Annotated in this window: 21 protein-coding genes; 6 read left to right on the forward strand and 15 right to left on the reverse strand. The window is 73.7% G+C overall.

Annotation, left to right across the window (positions count from 1 at the left end; all coding sequences use genetic code 11):
* Positions 1-46 precede the first annotated feature (46 nt).
* The gene (locus P3T27_RS23895; RefSeq protein ID WP_280681737.1) at positions 47-2,113 is read left to right on the forward strand and encodes a prolyl oligopeptidase family serine peptidase; all 2,067 of its coding nucleotides are present in this window, start codon (positions 47-49) and stop codon (positions 2,111-2,113) included.
* Between the two features lie 148 nt (positions 2,114-2,261).
* Entirely contained in the window at positions 2,262-4,634 is a 2,373-nt protein-coding gene (locus tag P3T27_RS23900) for an immune inhibitor A domain-containing protein (protein WP_280681739.1), read from the forward strand.
* 75 nt (positions 4,635-4,709) lie between these two features.
* Here P3T27_RS23900 and P3T27_RS23905 read toward each other — a convergent pair whose 3' ends face one another.
* Positions 4,710-4,889: a hypothetical protein gene (locus tag P3T27_RS23905; protein WP_280681745.1), complete on the reverse strand. Its 180-nt coding sequence runs from the start codon at positions 4,887-4,889 to the stop codon at positions 4,710-4,712.
* Positions 4,890-4,972: 83 nt separating this feature from the next.
* Here P3T27_RS23905 and soxR point away from each other — a divergent pair, with 83 nt between their 5' ends.
* Positions 4,973-5,473 (forward strand): redox-sensitive transcriptional activator SoxR, encoded by a 501-nt coding sequence (gene soxR, locus P3T27_RS23910; RefSeq protein WP_280681747.1) that lies wholly within the window; start codon positions 4,973-4,975, stop codon positions 5,471-5,473.
* A 203-nt stretch (positions 5,474-5,676) separates the two neighbouring features.
* On the opposite strand, the gene P3T27_RS23915 is transcribed toward soxR, so the two are convergent.
* The 10 genes from P3T27_RS23915 to P3T27_RS23960 form a co-directional block, all read right to left on the reverse strand.
* Entirely contained in the window at positions 5,677-6,654 is a 978-nt protein-coding gene (locus P3T27_RS23915) for an oligopeptide/dipeptide ABC transporter ATP-binding protein (protein WP_280681749.1), read from the reverse strand.
* Positions 6,651-7,649: an ABC transporter ATP-binding protein gene (locus P3T27_RS23920; protein ID WP_280681751.1), complete on the reverse strand. Its 999-nt coding sequence runs from the start codon at positions 7,647-7,649 to the stop codon at positions 6,651-6,653. Before P3T27_RS23920 ends, P3T27_RS23915 begins: the two co-directional genes overlap by 4 nt.
* Complete coding sequence (locus P3T27_RS23925; protein ID WP_280681753.1) at positions 7,649-8,635, reverse strand: ABC transporter permease; 987 nt, start codon at positions 8,633-8,635, stop codon at positions 7,649-7,651. Before P3T27_RS23925 ends, P3T27_RS23920 begins: the two co-directional genes overlap by 1 nt.
* Positions 8,632-9,591, reverse strand: a complete 960-nt coding sequence (locus P3T27_RS23930; protein WP_280681755.1) for an ABC transporter permease — start codon at positions 9,589-9,591, stop codon at positions 8,632-8,634. Before P3T27_RS23930 ends, P3T27_RS23925 begins: the two co-directional genes overlap by 4 nt.
* Before the next feature lie 13 nt (positions 9,592-9,604).
* Positions 9,605-11,356 (reverse strand): ABC transporter substrate-binding protein, encoded by a 1,752-nt coding sequence (locus P3T27_RS23935; RefSeq protein WP_280681757.1) that lies wholly within the window; start codon positions 11,354-11,356, stop codon positions 9,605-9,607.
* 261 nt (positions 11,357-11,617) lie between these two features.
* The gene (locus P3T27_RS23940; RefSeq protein WP_280681759.1) at positions 11,618-11,947 is read right to left on the reverse strand and encodes an XRE family transcriptional regulator; all 330 of its coding nucleotides are present in this window, start codon (positions 11,945-11,947) and stop codon (positions 11,618-11,620) included.
* Positions 11,944-12,174 (reverse strand): type II toxin-antitoxin system RelE/ParE family toxin, encoded by a 231-nt coding sequence (locus P3T27_RS23945; RefSeq protein ID WP_280681761.1) that lies wholly within the window; start codon positions 12,172-12,174, stop codon positions 11,944-11,946. Before P3T27_RS23945 ends, P3T27_RS23940 begins: the two co-directional genes overlap by 4 nt.
* Before the next feature lie 20 nt (positions 12,175-12,194).
* Positions 12,195-13,217 carry a nitronate monooxygenase gene (locus tag P3T27_RS23950; protein WP_280681763.1) on the reverse strand — a complete coding sequence of 341 codons (1,023 nt, stop codon included), beginning with the start codon at positions 13,215-13,217 and terminating at the stop codon, positions 12,195-12,197.
* A 58-nt stretch (positions 13,218-13,275) separates the two neighbouring features.
* Positions 13,276-13,914 carry a response regulator transcription factor gene (locus P3T27_RS23955; RefSeq protein ID WP_280681765.1) on the reverse strand — a complete coding sequence of 213 codons (639 nt, stop codon included), beginning with the start codon at positions 13,912-13,914 and terminating at the stop codon, positions 13,276-13,278.
* Positions 13,911-15,200, reverse strand: a complete 1,290-nt coding sequence (locus tag P3T27_RS23960) for a sensor histidine kinase (RefSeq protein WP_280681767.1) — start codon at positions 15,198-15,200, stop codon at positions 13,911-13,913. Before P3T27_RS23960 ends, P3T27_RS23955 begins: the two co-directional genes overlap by 4 nt.
* A gap of 165 nt (positions 15,201-15,365) precedes the next feature.
* Here P3T27_RS23960 and P3T27_RS23965 point away from each other — a divergent pair, with 165 nt between their 5' ends.
* Both P3T27_RS23965 and P3T27_RS23970 read left to right on the forward strand, forming a co-directional pair.
* Positions 15,366-16,442: an ABC transporter permease gene (locus tag P3T27_RS23965; RefSeq protein ID WP_280681769.1), complete on the forward strand. Its 1,077-nt coding sequence runs from the start codon at positions 15,366-15,368 to the stop codon at positions 16,440-16,442.
* The gene (locus P3T27_RS23970; RefSeq protein WP_280681771.1) at positions 16,439-17,122 is read left to right on the forward strand and encodes an ABC transporter ATP-binding protein; all 684 of its coding nucleotides are present in this window, start codon (positions 16,439-16,441) and stop codon (positions 17,120-17,122) included. Before P3T27_RS23965 ends, P3T27_RS23970 begins: the two co-directional genes overlap by 4 nt.
* A gap of 157 nt (positions 17,123-17,279) precedes the next feature.
* Here P3T27_RS23970 and P3T27_RS23975 read toward each other — a convergent pair whose 3' ends face one another.
* Positions 17,280-17,990, reverse strand: a complete 711-nt coding sequence (locus P3T27_RS23975) for a GntR family transcriptional regulator (protein ID WP_280681773.1) — start codon at positions 17,988-17,990, stop codon at positions 17,280-17,282.
* A 302-nt stretch (positions 17,991-18,292) separates the two neighbouring features.
* Between P3T27_RS23975 and P3T27_RS23980 the strand changes: the two genes are divergently transcribed.
* Positions 18,293-18,439 (forward strand): hypothetical protein, encoded by a 147-nt coding sequence (locus P3T27_RS23980; protein WP_280681774.1) that lies wholly within the window; start codon positions 18,293-18,295, stop codon positions 18,437-18,439.
* A gap of 3 nt (positions 18,440-18,442) precedes the next feature.
* Here the strand turns inward: P3T27_RS23980 and P3T27_RS23985 are convergent, their stop codons facing one another.
* The 3 genes from P3T27_RS23985 to P3T27_RS23995 form a co-directional block, all read right to left on the reverse strand.
* Positions 18,443-19,339, reverse strand: a complete 897-nt coding sequence (locus P3T27_RS23985; RefSeq protein WP_280681882.1) for an ornithine cyclodeaminase family protein — start codon at positions 19,337-19,339, stop codon at positions 18,443-18,445.
* Positions 19,340-19,452: 113 nt separating this feature from the next.
* A complete protein-coding gene (locus P3T27_RS23990; protein ID WP_280681775.1) occupies positions 19,453-20,481 on the reverse strand; it encodes a proline racemase family protein in 1,029 nt (342 codons plus the stop codon).
* Positions 20,481-21,845, reverse strand: coding sequence for an aldehyde dehydrogenase family protein (locus P3T27_RS23995; protein ID WP_280681776.1), 1,365 nt, complete (start codon positions 21,843-21,845; stop codon positions 20,481-20,483). The genes P3T27_RS23990 and P3T27_RS23995 overlap by 1 nt, the downstream gene beginning before the upstream one ends.
* Positions 21,846-21,861 lie beyond the last annotated feature (16 nt).

Raw genomic sequence — 21,861 nt, forward strand, 5'->3', positions numbered from 1 at the left:
GCCAGACTACTGGTCGGGCGGCGCGCCCCGCGACCACGATCGGGCCGTGACCATCACCGACGCCTTCCTGTCCCTCAGCGCCCGTACCGGCCGGTTCGCCTTCGGTGCGCCACGCGCGTTCACCCTCGCCGAGGACGGTACCCGGCTGCTGCTGCTCCGCTCGGCCGGCCCCGAGGACCCGGTCGACCGCCTCCACCTGCTCGACGCCACCACCGGTGAGGAACGGCTGGTCGCCGACCCGGCGGTGCTCGCGCCCGGACGCGCCGGCCACCGCGACGACCTGCCCGCCGTCGAGCGCCGCCTGCGCGAACGCACCCGCCTGGTCGCCGCCGGCATCGGCACGTACGCGGCCACCGCCGACCTCGCGACCGCCGTCCTCGCCCTCGACGGCCGACTGTTCCGCATCGACACCGCGACCGGAACCGGCACCGAACTGCCCGTCGCCGGCCCCGCGTTCGACCCCCGACCGGACGCCGCCGGCGAGCGCGTCGCCTACGTCGCCGACGACGCCCTGTACGCCACCCCCGACCCCGAACCGCTCTCGCCCTCCGACGGCGCCCGCTGGGGCGTCGCCGAGTTCGCCGCCGCCGAGGAGCTCGGGCGCTCCCGCGGCCACTGGTGGCGCCCGGACGGCGGCGCGTTGCTGGCCGCCCGGGTGGACGAATCCGCCCTCCCCCGGCGCTACTTCGCCGACCCGGCCCACCCCGGCGAGCCCGCCGAGGACTTCGCCTACCCGCTGGCCGGCGGCCCCAACGCGGACGTCCAGCTCTGGGTGCTCGGCCTCGACCGCAGCCGGGTCCGCCTGCGCTGGGACACCGCCGCGTTCCCGTACCTCTGCGCCGCCGCCTGGGCCTCGGACGACGAGGTGCTGCTCACCGTCGCCGACCGGCTGCAGCAGCACGTGCTGCTGCTGACCGCCGACCCGGCCACCGGCGAGACCCGCGAACTCTCCCGCACCACCGACGAGTTCTGGGTCGACGACCTGCCCGGCACCCCCGCCCGGCTGGCCGACGGACGGCTCCTCACCGTCCACGACACCCCGCAGGCCCGCGGCCTCGCCCTGGACGGCAAGCCGCTGGACACCACCGGCCTGCAGATCCGCCGGGTGGTCGGACGGCTGCGCGGCAGGCTGCTCTGCGAGACCGGCCAGGGCGACCCGGCCGACCAGTACGTCCACCTGATCGACCCGGACGGCGGCGCGCCCGAGGCCGTCACCACCGGCCCCGGCGTGCACTCCGCGCTCGCCGCCGCCGACACCCTGCTGCTCACCACCGCCGACGCCGACGGCATCCGCCGCCGCCTGCTGCTGGACGGGCGCGAACTGCCGCTCACCGACCTGAGCGCCGCCCTGCCCCACCGGGTCCGGCCGCAGCTCGCCCGGGTCACCGAACTCGCCCTGCCCACCGCGGTGGTGTACCCGCGCGACCACGCCGCCGGCCGCCGGCTGCCGGTGCTGCTGGACGTCTACGGCGGGCCCGGCTTCCAGGCCGTGGCGGCCGAGCCGCGCCGCTGGCAGCTCCGCCAGTGGTGGGCCGACCAGGGCTTCGCCGTCGTCACCACCGACAACCGCGGCACTCCGTTCGTCTCGCCGGACTTCACCCGGGCGATCTTCCGCCGCTTCTCCCAGGTGGCGCTGGACGACCAGGTGAACGCCCTGCGGGCGCTCTCCGACGAACACCCCGACCTCGACCTCGGCCGGGTCGGCGTGCGCGGCTGGTCCTACGGCGGGTACTTCGCGGCGCTCGCCGTGCTGCGCCGCCCGGACGTCTTCCACGCCGCCTGCGCGGGCGCCCCGCCCACCGACTTCCGGCACTACGACACCGCGTACACCGAGCGCTACCTCGGACTGCCGCAGGACAACCCCGCGGGCTACGCCGACGACTGCCTGGTCACCGACGCGCCGGGGCTGACCCGGCCGCTGCTGCTGATCCACGGGCTGGCCGACGACAACGTCCACCCCTCGCACACCCTGCTGCTCTCCGAGGCCCTCACCAAGGCCGGCCGCCCGCACGCCGTGCTGCCGCTGCCGGGTGTCACCCACATGACCCCGGGCGGGGTGAACGAGCAGGTCACCCAGGCCGAACTGGCCTTCCTGCGCGCCTCCTTGGGCTGAGCCTTCGGATCCTCCGGGCAGGGGCGTCGCACCGGTGGTGCGGCGCCCTTTCCACTGCCGCCAGCTCTTCCACGTGACCCGTGACATGTGAAATATTACCTGCGCTTCACCGGACGATTACTCCCCTCCCCCGGAAAGGACCGGTCAGTTGCGCAGACTGTCCGCGGTACTCGCGGCGGCGCTCACCACGAGCGCGATAGCGGCCACCCTGCTGGGCACCCCCGCCCAGGCCGCACCGCCCGCCCCCGCCACGATCGCCGCCGCCGCCGAACAGGGCGCCGAAGCCGGCGGCGCCGAAGCCCCGCCCGCGCCGCTCGCCCCCCAGGAACGGGAGCGCCAGGCACTCCGCACCAAGGCCCTGGAACAGCTCAACAAGGGCACGGTCGCCAAGACCGCCGACAAGCGGGCCCCCGCCAAGGTGAAGGTCGGCAACGACTACGTCCAGCTGGCGCACCAGCGCACGGACAAGGTCTTCGTGATCCTCGCCCAGTTCGGCGACGAGGTCGACAACACCACCCAGTACGGCGGCCAGCCCCGCTACGGCGGCACCCCCGGCCCGCGCCACAACCAGATCCCCAAGCCGGGCAAGGACGACAACCACACGCTGTGGGCCTCGGACTTCAGCCGCGACCACTACCAGAAGATGTTCTTCGACGACACGCCCGGCGCCGTGTCGATGCGCAACTACTACCGCACCCAGTCCTCCGGCCGCTACGACGTCCAGGGCACCGTCAGCGACTGGGTCACCGTCCCGTACAACGAGGCCCGCTACGGTAGCAACAAGGGCCCGCAGGGCTCCGGCGCCTGGACCCAGGGGCAGGAGTTCATCCGGGACGCCGTCAAGGCCTGGTACGACGGCGAGATCGCCAAGGGCCGCAGCGTCGCCGACATCAGGGCGCAGCTCGCCCAGTACGACGTCCAGGACCGCTACGACCACACCAAGACCGGCGAGTTCGACCAGCCCGACGGCTACCTCGACAACGTCATCGTGGTGCACGCGGGCGTCGACGAGACCTGGGGCGGCGGCGCCCAGGGCGCCGACGCGCTGTGGGCGCACCGCAGTTGGACCTTCCCCGACGCGACCGGCCAGACCGGCCCGGAGGGCAACAAGATCGGCGGCGCGCCGGTCGGCGACACCGGCCTCTACGTCTACGACTACGTCCAGGCGGGCGAGAACAGCGGCGTCGGCCTGTTCGCCCACGAGTACGGCCACAACCTCGGCCTGCCCGACCTGTACAGCACCAACGGCGGCGACAACAGCGTCAACTTCTGGTCGCTGATGTCCTCCGGCTCGTACCTGGGCAAGGGCCCGAACACCACCGGCGGCTACCCCGGCGACCTCGACGCCTGGAGCAAGCTCCAGTTCGGCTGGCTCAACTACGACGAGGCGCAGGCCGCCACCCGCTCCAGCCACGCCCTCGGGGTGAGCAGCTACAACACCGATCAGGCCCAGGCCGTCCTGGTCCACCTGCCGGACGGCACCACCAGCACCGACCTCGCCGACCCGTACGAGGGCGGCAAACAGTGGTGGAGCGACACCGGCGACAACCTCGACAACTCCCTCAGCCGGGACGTCGACCTGCGCACCGCCACCGGCCCGGCCGCCCTGGACGCCGCGGCCTGGTACGACACCGAGCAGGACTACGACTTCCTCACCGTCGAGGCCTCCACCGACCAGGGCAAGCACTGGACCGCCCTCGGCGGCACCGTCGACGGCGCGCCGATCGGCAACACCAACGCCAACACTCCCGGCCTCAGCGGCAGTTCCGGCACCTACCGGAAGCTGCACATCCCGCTGGACGGCTACCTCGGCCAGCAGGTCCGGCTGCGTTTCCACGCCACCTCGGACAACAACACCCACGGCCGGGGCGTGCTGGTCGACGCCGTGAAGATCACCGCCGGCGGCGCCGAGCTGTTCGCCGACGGCGCCGAGAACGGCGCCAACGGCTGGACCGCCAACGGGTTCACCGTCATCACCGGCCGCACCGCCGTCAAGCAGCACCCGCGCGCCTACCTCGCCGAGAACCGCCGCTACACCGGCTACGGCGCGTTCCTGAAGACCGGCCCGTACAACTTCGGGTACGGCGGCGTCACCGGCAAGGCCAACGTCGTCGACAACTACCCCTACCAGGAGGGCGTCCTGCTCTGGCTGTGGGACACCGCGTACGGCGACAACAACACCAAGGACCACCCCGGCGGCGGGCTGATCCTGCCGATCGACGCCCACCCGGCGCCGATCCGCTTCACCGACGGCACCCTGGTCAACGCGCGGGCGCAGACCTACGACGCGCCGTTCTCGCTCAAGCCGACCACACCGTTCACCCTGCACAAGGGCGGCGTCGCGGTGCGGATCCCGTCCGAGCCGGCCGTCCCGGTCTTCAACGACCACACCGGTGTGTACGGCGACCCGGCCACCCCGCAGCTCACGGTGAAGGTGCCGGACACCAACACCAGGATCGAGGTCGTCCGGGAGTCCCAGGGCGGGCGGATCACCACCGTCCGGGTGGGCCCGGCCTCCTGAGCCGTACCCGTGCACGAAGGCCCCGGGCCCCCGACGAAAAGGGACCCGGGGCCGCTCGGAGTCACCGGCCTGAGCTCACCGCCCGCGGCGGCGGGCGGTGAGCACGGCCGTGGCCACCCCCAGCAGGGTGGCCGCGGCGATGCCGGAGGTCAGGATCGACGCCGCGGCGAGGTAACGCCCGGAGAACAGTTCACGCCAACCGCCGGCGGGCTCCTTCGACCCCGACTCCGGCGGGTAACTGTCCTGCTCCGCCATGGCAGTAGCGCTTCGTAAGGAGAATGATCCGGTCCCGTCCGGTACGCTTGATCTTCAACAGGACTTGAAGTCGAGGAGCCGTCATGGACACCGCACCGGTCGACCTGCTGAGCGTCGGCGAGGTGGCCCGGCGGGCCGGGATCGCCACCTCGGCGGTGCGCTTCTACGAGGACCAGGGCCTGATCTCCTCCGAGCGGACGACGGGCAACCAGCGCCGCTACCGACGGCACGTGCTGCGCCGGATCTCGCTGATCCTGGTCGCCAAGCGGCTCGGCATCCCGCTCTCCGAGGTGGCCGAGGTGTTCACCGGGCTCCCCGAGGACCGGATGCCGGGCAAGCACGACTGGGACCGCATCTCGCGGCGGTGGGCCGAGCAGCTGCGCGCCCGGCGGGCCGAGCTGGAGCGCCTGGAGGCGGAGCTGACCGGCTGCATCGGCTGCGGCTGCGTGTCGCTGCGCCGCTGCCGGGTGCTCAACCCCGGGGACGAACTGGCCGCCGAGGGGCCGGGCCCGCGCCGGCTGCTGCCGGGTACGGCGGGCGAGGCCAGTGCGGCGGGCGGGGCCGGCGGGGCGGCCGGGGCGTAGCAACGGCGGAACCCGGTCGGACGCGGCCCTCGTGAGGTTCCCCGCCACGTCCGACCGGGCGTGTGCGGCGAGGGGGTGCGTCCCTCGCCGGTTGGATGCCGTACCGCCCGGCGTGGGGGCAGCTGGGCGGTACGGCGGCTCTGGTGGTGGCCTCGGACCTCGGGGAGCCGCAGACTCCCCAAGGGCTCAGGCCCGGGAGAGGCTCAGGCCTCCGGGAAGTGGCAGGCCGCCTGCCGGCTGCCCGCCCCGGTGATCTGCAGCAGCGGGCGTTCCGTCCGGCAGACCTCCTGCGCCTTCGGGCAGCGCGGGTGGAAGCTGCACCCGGACGGCGGGTTCGCCGGGCTCGGCGGGTCCCCGAGCAGCACGATCCGCTCCCGCGCGCGCTCCGCCGCCGGGTCCGGCAGCGGCACGGCGGACAGCAGCGCCCTGGTGTACGGGTGCGCCGGGTTGCCGTACACCTCGCTCTTGTCGCCGATCTCGACGATCCGCCCGAGGTACATCACCGCCACCCGGTCGCAGACCCGCTTGACCACCGAGAGGTCGTGCGCGATGAACACGTACGCCAAGCCCAGCTCCTGCTGGAGCCGCTCCATCAGGTTGACCACCTGCGCCTGGATCGACACGTCGAGCGCGGAGACCGGCTCGTCGGCGATGACCAGCTTCGGCGAGGTCGCGAGCGAACGGGCGATGCCGATGCGCTGCGCCTGGCCGCCGGAGAACTCGTGCGGGTAGCGGTCGATGTGCTCGGGGATCAGCCCGACCAGTTCCATCAGCTCGCCGGCCCGCTTGCGCGCGTCGGCCGCGCTCGACCCCTGGACCAGCAGCGGCTCGGAGATGATCCGGGCCACCGTCTGCCGGGGGTTGAGCGAGGAGTACGGGTCCTGGAAGACCATCTGCAGGTGCTTGCGGTGCGGCCGCAGCTGGGCCTGGGAGAGCCCGCCGATCTCGGTGCCGCCGAAGGTGACGGTCCCCGAGGTCGGGTCGAGCAGCCGGACGATCATCCGCCCGGTGGTGGACTTGCCGCAGCCGGACTCGCCGACCAGGCCGAGCGTCTCGCCCGTGCCGACGTCGAAGCTGACGCCGTCGACGGCGCGGATCGGGGCGCCGGGCCGGCCGGTGCGCCCGCGCCGACCGGGGAAGGTCTTCACCAGGTCCCGTACGGACAGCAGGGTCTCGGTCATGCCCGGGCTCCTTCCGGCACCAGCGGCAGATGGCAGGCGGCCTGGTGGCCGGAGGCGAGCGGGCCGAGCACGGGGCGTTCGGCCAGGCAGCGGGCGTGTTCCTCGGCGGTGGCGGCGACGGTGCGGGCGCAGCGCGGGGCGAAGGCACAGCCGGGGGCGGGGGCGATCAGCGACGGCGGACTGCCGGGGATGGCCCGCAGCGGGGCGTCGTCGGTGTCGTCCAGGCGCGGCAGCGAGTCCAGCAGGCCGCGGGTGTACGGGTGCGCGGGGGTGGCGAACAGCCGGTCCACCGGGGCCTGTTCGGCGGCCCGGCCGCCGTACATGACCAGCACCTCGTGGGCGACCCGGGCGACCACGCCGAGGTCGTGGGTGATCATGACGACTCCGAGGCCGCGCTCCTGTTGGATGCGGGCGATCAGGTCGAGGATCTGCGCCTGGACGGTGACGTCGAGGGCCGTGGTGGGCTCGTCGGCGATCAGCAGTTCGGGCTCGCAGGCGAGCGCCATGGCGATCATGACGCGCTGGCGCATGCCGCCGGAGAACTGGTGCGGGTACTCGTCGACCCGGCGGGCCGGCTCCGGGATGCCGACCTCGGCCAGCATCTCGATCGCCCGCTCGCGGCCGGCCCTGCGGTTGGCCTTGAAGTGCACCCGGTAGTGCTCGGCGATCTGCTCCCCGACGGTGTAGAAGGGGTGCAGGCTGGACAGCGGGTCCTGGAAGATCATCGCGATCCGGCGGCCCCGGACGGTGCCCAGTGCCCGCTCGCCGAGCCCGTTGAGCTCCTGCCCGTTGAGCCGGATCGAGCCGGTGACGGCGGCACCGCGGTGCAGGCCCATCACGGCGAGCGAGGTGACCGACTTGCCGCTGCCGGACTCGCCGACCAGGCCGAGCGTGCGCCCGGCCTCGACGGCGAAGGAGATGCCGTCCACCGCCCGGACGACGCCGCGGGGCGTGTCGAAGGAGACCCTGAGGTCGTCGACCTCCAACAGAGTCATCAATACCTCACTCTCGGGTCGACGTACGCGTAGAGCAGGTCGACCAGCAGGTTCGCGGCGACGATGAAGGAGGCCGCGAGCAGGGTGACGCCGAGGATGACGGGCTGGTCGGAGCGGACCAGCGCGTCGTAGAACAGCCGTCCGACGCCGGGCAGGCCGAAGATGGACTCGGTGATGACGGCGCCGGCCAGCAGGCCGCCGAGGTCCATGCCGAAGATGGTGAGGATCGGCGTCATCCCGGCGCGCAGCCCGTGCTTGACGGCGACGGTGGCGGGCGGCAGGCCCTTGGCCCGGGCGGTGCGGATGTACGGCTCGGCCATCGCCTCGATCATCGAGTTGCGGCTCTGCCGGGCGTACATGGCCGCGTACAGCAGGGCCAGCGCGATCCACGGCAGCAGCAGGTTGGAGGCCCACTCGACCGGGTTGTCGGTGAACTGGTGGTACGACGGGTACGGCAGCAGGCCAGCCGTTCTGACGACGCCCCAGATCAGCATGATCGAGGTGAAGTAGACCGGAAGCGACGCGGCGCCGACCGAGGCCACCATCAGCGTCTTGTCGGTGAGGCTGCCCTTGCGCAGCGCCGAGGTGACACCGGCGCCCAGGCCGAGGACCAGCCAGAGCACGGCCGCGCCGACGGCGAGCGAGACGGAGACCGGCAGGCGGTCGGTGAGCAGGTCCCAGACCGGCAGCGAGTACTCGTAGGAGTAGCCGAGGCAGGGGAAGCCGCAGTGGGTGGCGCTGGCGCCGCTGCCGTAGTCGCGCCCGGCGAAGATGCCGGTGAGGTAGGTGGCGAACTGCTCCCAGACCGGCTTGTCCAGGCCCATCGCGATCTTGACCTCGGCGACCCGTTCGGGGCTGCAGGTCTTGCCGCAGGCGGCCACCGCCGGGTCGGAGGGCAGCAGGTAGAAGATGGTGAAGGTGATCGCGCAGACGGCCAGCAGGATGCCGGCCGCGGCGAGCAGTCGACGGCCGAGGTAGAGGATCACGACCGGCCTCCCCGGGGGTCGAGGATGTCGCGCAGCGCGTCGCCGAGCAGGGTGAAGGCGAGCACCGCGAGGAACAGGAAGACCGTCGGGATCAGGAAGTACGTCGGGTCGGTCTCGTAGTGGACGATGCTCTCGGCGATCATCTGGCCCCAGGACGGGGTCGGCGGGCGCACGCCCACGCCGAGGTAGCTGAGCGCGGCCTCGGTGGCGATCATGCCGGGGATGAGCAGCGTGGTGTAGGCGATGATCGGGCCGGAGACGTTCGGCAGGATCTCCCGGGTGAGGATCCGCCAGGAACGGGCGCCGCCGACCTTGGCCGCGTCGACGTACTCGCGGTGCTTGAGCGAGAGGGTCTGGCCGCGGACCACGCGGGCGATGCCGGGCCAGCCGAACAGGCCGATCACCAGGGTCATCAGCACGATCCGGTTGACGTCCTTGGCCACCGACATCATCGAGATCATGAAGATCAGGGACGGGAAGGACATGGTGAGGTCCATCACCCGGGAGAGCACGGCGTCGGTGCGGCCGCCGAAGTAGCCGGCGACGATGCCGGTCAGGGTGCCGACGACCACGACCACCGCGGTGGCGGTGAACGCGATCAGCAGCGAGGTCTGGCCGCCGTGCAGGACCCGGGCGAACAGGTCGCGCCCGGTCGCGGGTTCGACGCCCAGCCAGTGCCGGGTGCCGATCCCGCCGAAGTCACCGATCGGCAGGCCGCCGAGGTAGGGGTCGATCGCGCGTTTGTCGAACTCGTCGGGCGTCCAGCCGCCGAGCGCGCTCAGCGGTCCGGCCAGGGCGGTCAGCAGGACCATGAGGGCGACCGTGATCAGGCCGAAGCGGGCCGATCCCTTGGCCCACAACTGGTCCCAGACCAGCCGCCACGGCCCACGGCCGGCGGCTTTCGCGGGGCCCGCCACCGCGACCGGCGCGGCGGCGGGCTCAGTGGTTGTACTCATCGCGGACGGTCCCTCAGCCCTTGCTCTTCGAGGGGTCCTTGAGACCGATGGTGGCGAAGTCCCACTGGCCGGTCCAGACCGGGTGGCCGAAGGCGCCGGCCACGTTGGTGCCGGCCAGCAGCGGGCGGCGCTGCCACAGCATCGGCACGGTGGGCGCCTTCTTCAGCAGGTCGTCGCTGAGCTGCATCCAGGCCTTGTTGGCCTCGGTGACGTCGCTCATCGCGTTGATCTGGTCGATCCGGTCCGAGGTGGCCTGGTCGCGGAACTGCTCGACGTTGCCCTGGTTGCCCTTCTCCTTGATGGTGCGGCCGTCGAAGACCATGGGCAGGAAGGTGGCGCCCGACGGGTAGTCCGGACACCAGCCGACGATGGCGAGGTCGGGGGCGTTCTTGGTGTCGCCGATGGTGTCGTAGTAGACGGACGGGTCGGCGGTGGTGATGGTGACCTGGATGCCGACCTTGGACAGCGACTGCTGGAGCGCCTCGGCCCGGGTCTTGTCACCGGAGGAGGTGGTCAGCGAGACCTTGAGGTCGGTCTTGCCGGCGTCCTTGAGCAGCTGCTTGGCCTTCTCCGGGTCGCCGGTCGGGGCGATCTTCAGGGTGTCCTGCTTGGTGCCGCCGGTCAGCGCGGGCGGCAGGTAGGAGGTGGCCACGTCGGCCATCGCCGGGCCGCCGTACGCGGTGACCTGGGCGTCCCGGTCCACGGCGTACATCAGCGCCTCGCGCACCTTCGGGTCGTCGAACGGCGCCTTGGAGGTGTTGGGGTAGAGCATGTCGGTACAACCCTGCTGCTCGGCGATCAGCCGGGACTTCACGTCCGGCTTGGGCAGCACCTTGGAGATCGACTCCGGGCGCAGGTTCATCCACTCGATCGCGGAGGCGTCCGCGCCCTCGCTGGCGATGATCCGGTCGTCGACCTGTCCGCCCTTGAGGCCCTCGACGACCACGATCTTGTCCGGGTAGGCCTTGCGGACCGGGTCGGTGGACTGGTCCCACTTGTCGTTGCGGACCAGCGTCAGCTGCTTGCCGCGGTCGTAGGTCTCGATCTTGTACGGGCCGGAGGAGAACGGGCGCAGGTCGTACTGGGTGCCCTTGTCCTGGGACTGCGGCACCGGGGCGAAGGTCGACAGCGTCGTGGTGTAGGAGAACTCGGCGACCGGGCGCTTCAGGTGGAAGACGATGGTCTTGTCGTCCGGGGTCTCGATGCTGGACAGGTGCTCGCCGTTCAGCGGGCCCTTGTAGTTCTCGCCGTCGGCCAGGTACTGCTGGGCGTAGTCGGGGCCGCCGGTGAGGTCCGGGGCGAAGGAGCGCTCGACGTTGTACTTGACGTCGGCGGCCTTGATCGGCGTCCCGTCCTCGTACTTGACGCCGTCCTTGAGGGTGAACGACCAGGTCTTCCCGCCGTCGGAGGGGCGGCCGAGGTCGGTGGCGAGGTCGGGGACGAGCTCGCTGCCGGCGGCGCCCGGCTCGGCTTTGAAGGTGACCAGGGTGCGGTAGAGCAGCCGGATGCCGAAGTCCATGTTCGGCATGGTCCAGTTGCGGGCCGGGTCGAGGTGGGCGAAGTCCTGGTTGGACAGGACGGTGAGGGTGCCGCCCTTGACCGGGGTGCCGCCGACGATCGACCCGGACTCCGCACCCGGGCCCTTGGTGCTGGAGGGCGCGGCGTCGCCGCCACTGTCGCTCTTGTCGTTCTTGCAGGCCCCGAGGCCGAGGGTGAGGGTCGCCGCGAGGGCCGCCGCGAGGGCGGCGTGGGTGCGCCTGGTCATGTGCAACTCCGCTGTGGGGGGCCTGCCGTGAAGCCCGTGGTCCACCCCGGCAGGGATCCGGGGCCCGACCGGGAGGGCGACCGTCAAGGCCCGGCCACTCCGCGGTGTGACCCGTAACATAGTAATGTGAAATTGCACTGCACAAGAGGTGACGCCACCCGTTACCGAGCTGTGTCCGGGCCGCACCTCCCCCGCCTCCCACAGGAGTTCACCCGGGGCCCACACCCGACCCTGCTCAGCCGAGGCCCCGGGGTCGGGCGATCACGCCACCTTGACCGTCCGCTCCCCCTGCCGCACCGCCACCTCGACCTCTCCGCCGATCGCCGCCGCGTACGCCCGCAGATTTTCCAGGCTGTCCACCTGCCCGTGCTCGATCTGCGACACCCTCGCCTGGCTCACCCCCATCAGAGCGGCCACGTCCTTCTGCGTCAGCTCGGCCTTCCGCCGCAACTCGGCGAGCTCGTATCCGCGGATCCTCGCCAGCGTCTCCTGCCGGATGCGCGCCCGATCGGCCTCCGCCTCCGGCGTCGCCAGCTCGGGGTTGAGGCGGAGTGCCTCGGCCCGAACCTCCGTCCAGCTCCGACCCTTCATGCGCGCGCTCCCTTCCGCCGCTCCTCGACGTAGTCCGTATACCGCTTCTCCGCCAGAGGAATCGACTTGTCGTACCCCGACCAATGACCCGACTTGTCACCCGCCACGAGGATGATCGCCTCCCGCTCCTGGTCGAAGACGAAGAGCATGCGCACCTCGCTGCCGCCCGAGGACCCGGGCCTCAGTTCCTTGAGGTTGTGCAACCGGCTGCGGTGGATCCGGTCCACCGCAGGCCGCGCGGGGCGCGCTACCCCTGGGCGGACCGCCAGAGCCGGGTGACCAGGTCGGCCGCCGGGCCGGTGCGGGCGAGGTGGCGGGCGGTGCCGGCCCAGAGGTGCATGGCCTGGACGTCGGCACGACGGGTGGCGGCGGCGCGCAGCGGCTGGGTGAGGTGGTGCACCTCGGGGTAGGCGGGCGGCGCGTACGGACCGTGGCGGTCGATGAAGGCGTTGCGCAGGCCGCGGGCCGGGCGACCGGTGAAGGCCCGGGTGACGACCGTCTCCGGGAGGTCGGTGAGCGCCGCCCGGTGCACCGCCGAGGCGCCGGACTCGTCGGCGCGCAGCAGGGCCGTGCCCAGCTGCACCGCGACCGCCCCGGCGCGCAGCGCCGCCGCCACCGCCGGGCCGTCGCCGAGCCCGCCGGCCGCGATCAACGGCACCGTCGTCACCGCCCGTACGGCGGGCAGCAGTTCCAGCAGCGGGACGGCCCCGGGCTCGTCCTCGACGCGGTGGGTGGCGCGGTGCCCGCCGGCCTCCGGGCCCTGCACGCACAGCGCGTCCATCCCGACCGCCTCCGCCGCCCGCGCCTCGGCGGGCGTGGTGACGGTGCCGACCTGGAACGTCCCGGCCGCCCGGACCGCCGCCGCCTCCTCCGGCGCGGGCAGACCGAAGGTGTACGACACCACCGGCACCGGATCCGCCAGCAGTACGGCGAGCTTGGCCTCCCAGTCGTCCCGGTCCGGCCCGATCTCCTCGGGCAGCGCCACACCCCACCGCTCGGCCTCGGGCCGCAGCCGCTCCCGGTACGCGGCGACGGCCGCCGGATCGCCGGGCGGAGCCGGGACGAACAGGTTCACGCCGTACGGCCGATCGGTCAACTCCCGGACCAGTGCGATCTGTTCGGCCATCGTGGCGGCACTCCGGTACCCGGCGGCGAGGAACCCCAGCCCGCCGGCCCGGTTCACCGCGGCCACCAGTTCCGGGGTGGACGCCCCACCCGCCATCGGCGCGCCGACCACCGGTACGGCGAGTTCGTCGAGACGCACGGCCATCGGGAGTTCCTCCACTTCCTGCGGGCACGGACCATCCCACCCTATGCCCGGACCCGCCCTAGCGGATCAGCCCCCGCCCGCGCGCCGCCCGCACCGCCGCGGTACGCGAGTCCACCCCCAACTTGGTGTAGATGTGCACCAGATGGGACTTCACCGTGGCCTGGCTCAGGTGCAGTCGCTGGCTGATCTGCTGGTTGGTCAGCCCGTCCGCGACCAGCCCGAGCACCTCGGTCTCCCGCGCGCTGAGCGCAGCCGCGGGCGTCCGCATCCGTTCCAGCAGCCGGTCGGCGACGCTCGGCGCCAGCGCCGAGCGTCCCGCCGCGGCCGCCCGGACGGCCTGGGCCAGGTGCTCCGGCGGGGCGTCCTTGAGCAGGTAGCCGGTGGCGCCGGCCTCCAGCGCGGGCAGGGTGTCGGCGTCGGTGTCGTAGGTGGTGACGACGAGGACCCGGGGCGCGCCCGCCCGGGCGGTGATCTCGGCGGTCGCCTGGGCGCCGTTCATGGCCGAACCGGGCCCGAACTGGAGGTCCATCAGCACCACGTCGACCCCGCCCGCCGCCGCCAGCTCGACGGCCCGCTCGGCGGTCGCGGCCTCGGCGACGATGGCGAAGTCCGGTTCGCCCTCCAGCACCGCCCGCAGCCCGGCCCGCACCACCGGGTGGTCGTCCGCCAGCAGCAGCCGGATCACCGCGCCGCTCATCCGCGCTCCTCCCCACCCGGCAGATCCTCCGTACCGGGCAGATCGTCCGTACCGGGCAGATCCTCCGCGCCGGGCACGTCCTCCCCGCCAAGCGGCAGCCCCACGGCGGGCAACTGCACCGCGAGCGCCGTCCCCTCGCCGGGCGCCGACTCCACCGTGAAGGTGCCGCCCAGCGCCCGCGCCCGGGCCCGCATCGACGGCAGCCCGAACCCGCCGTCCGCACCGGTGCGACCCGCGACCGCCGCCGGATCGAATCCGGCCCCGTCGTCGAACACGTCCAACGCCACCTCGCCCTCCATGTAGCTGAGTGTCACCTCGGCGTGCGAGGCCTGCGCGTGCCGGACGGTGTTGCCGAGCGCGGACTGCGCGATCCGCAGCAACGCGACCTCCTGCGGTACCGGCAGCCGTACCGGCTCCCCGGAGACGTGCAGGTGGACGGGCAGGGCGCTGTGCGCCGTGGTGGTCGCGCAGAGCCGTTCCAGCGCGACCGGCAGTGGGTCGCCGTCCAACGCGGGCGGGGTGAGCGCGCGGACGAACCGCCGGGCCTCGTCCAGGTTGTCCTGGGCGGCCTGCCGGGCCTGTTCGACGTACCCGGCGGCGGCCTCGGTGCGTTCCGGCAGTTCCCGCTGGGCGGCCCGCAGCAGCAGCTGGATGGAGGTGAGGCTCTGCGCGAGGGTGTCGTGGATCTCCCGCGCGAGGCGCTCCCGCTCGGCGAGCACCCCGGTCATGTGGTGCGCGGCGGCGGCGTCGGCACGGGCGGCGGTCAGCTCGTCGATCAGCCGGCGCCGTTCCTCGCTCTCCCGGTACAGCGCCTGGTAGCCGAGCACGGTGGCGGTGGCGACGGCCGCGCCGAGCGCGGGCCCGATCGCGGCGGGCAGGCTGAAGGTGTGCTGGTGCCAGGACCAGGCGGCGATCGCGGTAGCGGCGGTCAGCCCGACCGCGGTGAGGCCGCCGCGCCGCCCGAGCAGGTGCAGTTCCAGGAAGTACAGCGGGAACGCCAGCCACACCCCGTCCTGGGTGGCGACCAGCACGCCCACCCAGGTCACGCCGAGCAGCGCCAGCCAGAGCGCGGCGGCCCGGCGCGAGCGGCGGACGGCGGCCAGTCGGGGCCCGACGGCGTAGACGGCGGCCATCGCGGTGGCCGCGGCGACGACGGACGCCGGCTCGGCGCCGCGGCCGACCACGGCGCGGGCGACGGCGAGTGCGAGCAGGCCCGCCACGAGCAGGTGCAGGCAGACCTGGAGGACGCGGGCGACGGGGGTGGTGCGGGATCGTTCGGTCGCCATCCGTCCAGCCTAGGTTCCGCGCCGGGCCCCGGCATCAATCAAAAGGTTGAACTCCGCTTCTGCCCTTTGATGCCGAGGATGCAATCCCCGGTGCGATGCCCGCGGGGCCCCTCCTCCGGGACGGTGGAAGCGTCGGAAAGCAGCTGTCCACAAGAAAGGCCCACCGTGTTCGTCGCCTGGAGGGATCTGGGGTTCGCCAAGGGGCGGTTCGCCCTGATGGGGACCGTCATCGTGCTGATCACCGTACTGGTCGGCCTGCTGTCCGGCCTGACCGCCGGGCTCGGCCGGCAGAACATCTCCGCGATCACCGGCCTGCCCGCCGACCACCTGGTGTTCGGCAAACCGGCCGACGGGCAGAAGCTCTCCTTCACCGACTCCCAGGTCACCCCCGAGCAGTGGCAGGCCTGGGCGCGCGAGCCGGGCGTCACCTCCGCCCAGCCGCTGGGCATCACCACCACCAAGGCCGCCGCCGGCGCCCGCACCGCCGCGCTGTCCGCCTTCGGCGTCCCGGACGGCTCCGGGCTGGCCCCGCAGGGCGCCCGGATCGCCCCCGGCCAGGCCGTCCTGTCGAAGACCGCCGCCGAGAACCTGGGCGGGCTCGCCCCCGGCGCCGACGTCACCCTGGCCGGCCACCACCTCCAGGTCGCGGCCGTCGACGGCGACGCCGCGTACAGCCACACCCCGGTGATCTGGACCAGCCTCACCGACTGGCAGCAGGCCGCCCCCGGCGGCGCCGGCCACGCGACCGTCATCGCGCTCACCACCGCCGAGGGCGCCGACCTGGGCGGCGCCGACGCCCGCCACGGCACCGTGACCCGCACCCGCGACGACGCCCTCGCCGCGATCGGCTCCTACACCTCCGAGAACGGCTCGCTGCAACTGATGCGCGGCTTCCTGTTCGCCATCTCCGCGCTGGTCATCGGCGCGTTCTTCACCGTCTGGACGATCCAGCGCAGCGGCGACATCGCGGTGCTGAAGGCCCTCGGCGCCTCCACCCGCTACCTGCTGCGCGACGCCCTCGGCCAGGCCGTCCTGCTGCTGGTGCTCGGCACCGCCCTCGGCACCGCCCTCGCGGCGGGCGTGGGGGCACTGGTCGGCTCCGCCGTGCCCTTCGTGCTGGACGCCCCGACCGTCCTGTTCCCGGCCGTGGTGATGATCGCGCTCGGCGCCGTCGGCGCGGCCCTGTCCATCCGCCGGATCACCTCCGTCGACCCGCTGACCGCCCTGGGGAGCGCCCGATGAGCCTTCACCTCGACCGCATCACCCTCACCTACCCGGACGGCGACGACCGGCTCACCGCCCTGGACGACGTCTCGCTGACCGTCCCCAAGGGCTCGATCACGGCCGTGGTCGGCCCGTCCGGCTCCGGAAAGTCCAGCCTGCTGGCGGTCGCCGCCACCCTGATCACCCCGGACTCCGGCCGGGTCGTGGTGGACGGCACCGACACCACGGGCCTCGGCCGCGCCGAGCTGACCGCGCTGCGCCGCACCCGGATCGGCATCGTCTTCCAGCAGGCCAACCTGCTGCCCTCGCTGACCGCCGCCGAACAGCTCCAGGTGATGGCCCACCTGGACGGCCGCTCCCCGCGCGCCGCCCTCCCCCGGGCCCTGGACCTGCTGGCCGCGGTCGGTCTGCGCGACCAGGCCGGCCGCCGCCCGCACCAGCTCTCCGGCGGTCAGCGCCAGCGCGTCAACATCGCCCGCGCGCTGATGAACGACCCCACCGTCCTGCTGATCGACGAACCCACCAGCGCCCTCGACCACGAGCGCGGCGCGGCCGTCCTCGACCTGATCACCGAGCTCACCCACCGCCGCGCCACCGCCACCGTCCTGGTCACCCACGACCGCACCCACCTGACCGCCGTCGACCAGGTCGCCGAGGTCCACGACGGCCGCCTGACGGTGCCCGCGGCGGCGGTCTGAGCTTCTTCCGCGCCGTCAGCACGTCGTCCACCGTGAGCGTCACCGACGCCCCGATCGACTCCGGCCGTGTGAACGGCTGCCCCGGGTGGTGGACGGCGTGCAGGCGCCTTCCGGCGCGCCCGATCCGCGGCCTTCACCCGACCGAGTGGTTTAACCCCTACCGCGCCCGCAACCGCAGCGCCGGGCGCTCCGCCTCGGCCGCCTCCTCCTGGCCCGCCCACAGCGAGCGGACGTGGCTGAGGTGGCGCGTCATGCAGGCCTCCGCCGCCTCCGCGTCGCCCGTGAGCATCAGGTCCAGCAGCTCCAGGTGCTCCTCCGCCGAGGAGGTCAGCTCACCGCGCTCGTCGAGCCGGTTGAGGCCGTACAGCCGCGAGCGCTTGCGCAGGTCGCTGACGACGTCGACGAGGCGGGCGTTCCCGGCCAGCCCCAGCAGGTCCAGGTGGAACTGCCGGTCCGCCTCCAGGTAGCCGATGAGGTCGTGCTTGCGGGCTGCGGCGACGATGGCCTCCGCCTGCGGGCGCAGCCGCTCCAGCTGCTCCTTGGTGGCGGTGCGGGTGACCCGGCCGACGGTGGGGACCTCGATCAGCGCGCGGATCTCGGTGTAGTCGTCGAGGTCGCGCTCGGTGAGCTCGGTGACCCGGAAGCCCTTGTTGCGGACGGCCTCGACGAGGCCTTCGCGGGCGAGGTCGAGCATGGCCTCGCGGACGGGGGTGGCGGAGACGCCGAAGTCGGCGGCGAGCGCGGGTGCGGAGTAGACGACGCCGGGGCGCAGTTCGCCGGAGATCAGGGCCGCCCGGAGCGCGTGGGCGACCTGGTCGCGAAGCCGCTCCTGTACGGAGATCAGGGTGCGGGGTTTGAGGTCGGCCATGGTGTTCCTCCGGGTGGGTGCAGAACACCAGTGTACAATGTCACGTTACGTTGAGTGTGCAACATTCCGCGATTCGAGCGACCTGTCAGCTACTGTCAGTTCGCCGAGCCCTCGCCGGCTCCGATCCGGCCGACGCCCATCGTGACAGCGGCCGCCGACCGTGACAACGGCCGGCGGCGCACGAGCTGCCACGCATTCTCACACGACGCTCCCCCGAGCAGACGAACGGAGCCGACGCGGCGGGGGATCCCTTCCCACCGCGCCGACCCCTGCTTCACGACTCCCGACAAGCGCCCGGAGTAATGGACTTGGGAATCGACATCGCGTTGTACGACGGCCCTTCGAACACCGGCCGCCGGCCCGGCCCGACGCTGCTGCACCTCTCCGGCGACCACGGCCCGGCACTCGCCGCCACCCCGGGCAGTCGGCGCCGCCTCCTCGGCGACTGAGCGTCAGGCGCTCCCGGCGGCCCCACCTGCCTCCGCACGCCCGGCGCTCCGGTACACCGCCGCCGCGACCGCCAGGTCCTCCCAGGCCATGCCGACGCTCTTGAAGAACCGCGGGCGGTCCCCCGGCACCGGCACCTCCCCGGCCACCAGCTCGGCCAGGTTCCACACCCGCCGCGAACCGTCCCCGCCCCCCGCGACCCCGGCCATCAGCAGGTCGCCCGCCTCCCGGGCCGCCACCGCCCGCGCCTCCACGTACAGTTCGGCCCGCTCGACCAGCACCTCGTCCACCTCCCGCGCGTCCGGCTCGTGCGAGCCGACCGCCGCGACAGCGGCGTGCGCGGGCACCAGCGCGCCGTCGAACAGCGGCGTGCGCGCGGTGGTGCAGCAGACCACCAGGTCCGCCCCGGCCACCGCCCCGGGCCCGCCGACCTCGGCCACCAGCCCGAACCCCCGCCCGTACGCGGCCAGTGCCCCGGCCCGTTCGGCGTTGCGCGCCACCACGGTGAGCCGGGTCAGCGGCCGGACGGCCAGCAGCGCGTCCAGGTGCCCGTACGCCTGCGGCCCGGAGCCGAACAGCACCAGGTGCGCGGCGTCCGGCACGGCCAGCCGGCGCAGTGCGACGGCGGTGACGGCGGGTGTGCGCAGCGTGGTGAGCGCGGCGCCGTCGAGCAGGGCGAGCGGCTGCAGGGTGGGCCCGTCGAGCAGCAGGTAGCTGCCGGTGATCCGGGGCAGCCCCCGCTCGGGGTTGGCGGGCGCGACCCCGGCGATCTTGACGCCGGCGTACGGCCCGGCGGCGGCCGGCATCATCAGCAGCTCGCCGGCCGGGACCGGGACGGCCGAGCGGGCCGGGGCCGGCTCCGGGTCGAACCCGTCGAGCAGCACCCGCTCGATCGCCGCCACGGCCCCGGCGGCCGTGACATCACCAACGCCCGGCACGGCGTACTGGAGCGGCTCAGCCGCCGCACCGGGCTGCGCGGGGGAAACCGGGACGGGGGGAATCGGGACGGGGCCGCTCACAGCAGGAACCCCGCACCCAGGTCGTCGTCCGGTTCCAGGACGAACCCGTGCTCGCCGGTGCGGTGCGCGCTGCCGGTGACCTCGGTGACGACGCCGCCCCCCAGCGGGTCGCCGCCGGGCAGGACGCGGCCGGTGAGGACCGTCCCGATGACGGACTCGTGCCGCAGCTCCTCCCCCGGCGCCAGCCGCCCCTCGGCGGCGAGCACGGCGAGCCGGGCCGAGGTGCCGGAGCCGCAGGGCGAACGGTCGATCTGCCCGTCCGCGAAGACGGTGACGTTCCGCTGGTTCACCCCCCCGTCCTCGGCCGGGAGTTCGTCGTAGAGGATGACCCCGTAGACGCCCGACAGCAGCGGGTCGGCCGGGTGCGCCACCGCCGCCGAGCCGGCCAGCAGTTCCCTGATCTCCCGCCCGGCGGCGGTGAGTTCGGGCAGCTGCCCGGGCTCCACCGCGAGGCCGAGGGCGGCCGCCGGCACCGAGGCGTAGCAGGCGCCCGCGTGCGCCACCGCGACCTCCACGGTGCCCCGCGAGGTGGCCAGCGCCAGCTTGAGCGCGCTGACCCGGGTGGGCACGTTGCGGAAGGTCACGCCGGTGGTCCGCCCGCCGGCCCGGTGCACCAGCGCGGTGACCCGGCCGGACGGCACGTCGATCCGCACCCGCGCCACGCCGTCGGCGGGGGCCGCGACCAGTCCGGAGTCCACCGCCCAGGCGCCGAGCGCGATGGTGCCGTGCCCACAGGCCGTCGAGTAGCCGTCCTTGTGCCAGAACAGCACCCCGAGGTGCGCCTCGTCGTCGTCCGGCGGCACCAGGAACCCGCCGTACATCCCGGCGTGGCCGCGCGGCTCGCGGCTGAGCAGCCGCCGGACGTCGTCCAGCGCGCTCGGCCGGGGCGCGGTCGCGCTGCCGCCGGCGCCGAGCGCGATGGCCCGCCGCTCGGCGACGGTGTCGCCGGGGATCGCCGGCACGCCGTCCAGCACGATCCGGAACGGCTCACCGGCCGCGTGGTAGTCGACGGTGCGGACGAACATCACGCACCACCGCCCGGCAGGACGCTGACCGTGCGGCTGACGGTGTAGAAGTCCAGCGCCGCCTGGCCCTGCTCGCGCTCGCCGTGGGCGGCTCCCTTGGCGCCGCCGAACGGCAGGTGGAAGTCGACGCCGCTGGACGGCGCGTTGACCCGGATCATGCCCGCGTCCAGCCGGTCGGCGGCGGCCAGCGCCACGTCCAGGCTGCGGGTGTGCACCGAGGTGGAGAGGCTGTGCGGGGTGTCGTTGGCGAGCGCGATCGCCTCGTCCAGGTCGGCGGCGGCGTGCAGCAGCGCGATCGGGCCGAAGAACTCCTCACGCGCCAGCGGGTGTTCGGCCGGCACGTCGGTGAGCAGGGCCGGTTCGACGTACCAGCCGTCCCGCTCGGGCGCCCGGCCGCCGGTGAGCAGGGTGGCCCCGGCGGCGGTGGCGGTGGCGACGGCGTCGGTGAGCCGGTCCCGGGCGGCGGCGTTGATGACCGGCCCGCAGGCCGCGTCGTCGACCAGCTCCAGCGCCTTGACCAGGGCGTCGCGCAGCGGCTCGTACGCGGCGCCGACCGCGATCACCCGGCTGGTGGCGGTGCACTTCTGCCCGGCGTACCCGGCGATGGCGGAGGCGATGTGGGCGGCGGCCTGCGCGAGGTCGGCGTCCGGCAGCACCAACGCGGCGTTCAGCCCGCCGAGTTCGGCCTGCACCGGCACGCCGCGCTCGGTGGCGGCCCGGACCACGGCCCGGCCGACGCCGGTCGAGCCGGTGAAGGAGACCACGTCCACCGCGTCGACCAGCGCCACGCCCTCCTCCGCGCCGCCCGGCAGCACGGTGAACACGTCCTCGGGCAGCCCGGCCCCCGCGGCCAGTTCGGCCAGCCGCAGCGCGCAGGCGGTCGCCTCGGGCGCCGGCTTGAGCACCGCGGTGTTGCCGACCGCCAGCGCCGGCGCGGCCTTCCAGGTCGGGATCGCCAGCGGGAAGTTCCACGGTGCGATCAGCCCGGCCACCCCGTACGGACGGCGCCGGGTGAGCAGCAGCCCGGGCCCGGCCGCGGTCTCGTGCACCGCCCCGGACGGCGCGAACGGCGCCTGTGCGTAGTACCGCCAGATCGCCGCGGTGCGGGCGACCTCGCCGCGCGCCTCGGCGAGCGGCTTGCCGACCTCGCGCACGATCAGCCCGGCCAGTTCCTCCGCGTGCGCCTCGACCGCCTCGGCGATCCGGCCGAGCGCCGCCGAGCGGGCGCCCGCACCGGCCGCGAGCCAGCCGGGCTGCGCGGCCCGGGCCCGCCCGACGGCGGCCCGGACGGCCTCCGCTCCGGGCTCCTCGACGGCGACGACGAGGTCCGCGGGGTCGGCGGGGTTGTACGAGGTGATGGTCACAACTAGCAGCCCTTCA

Origin of the sequence: Kitasatospora sp. MAA19 (assembly GCF_029894125.1) — a bacterium.
In the GTDB taxonomy this organism is placed as follows: domain Bacteria; phylum Actinomycetota; class Actinomycetes; order Streptomycetales; family Streptomycetaceae; genus Kitasatospora.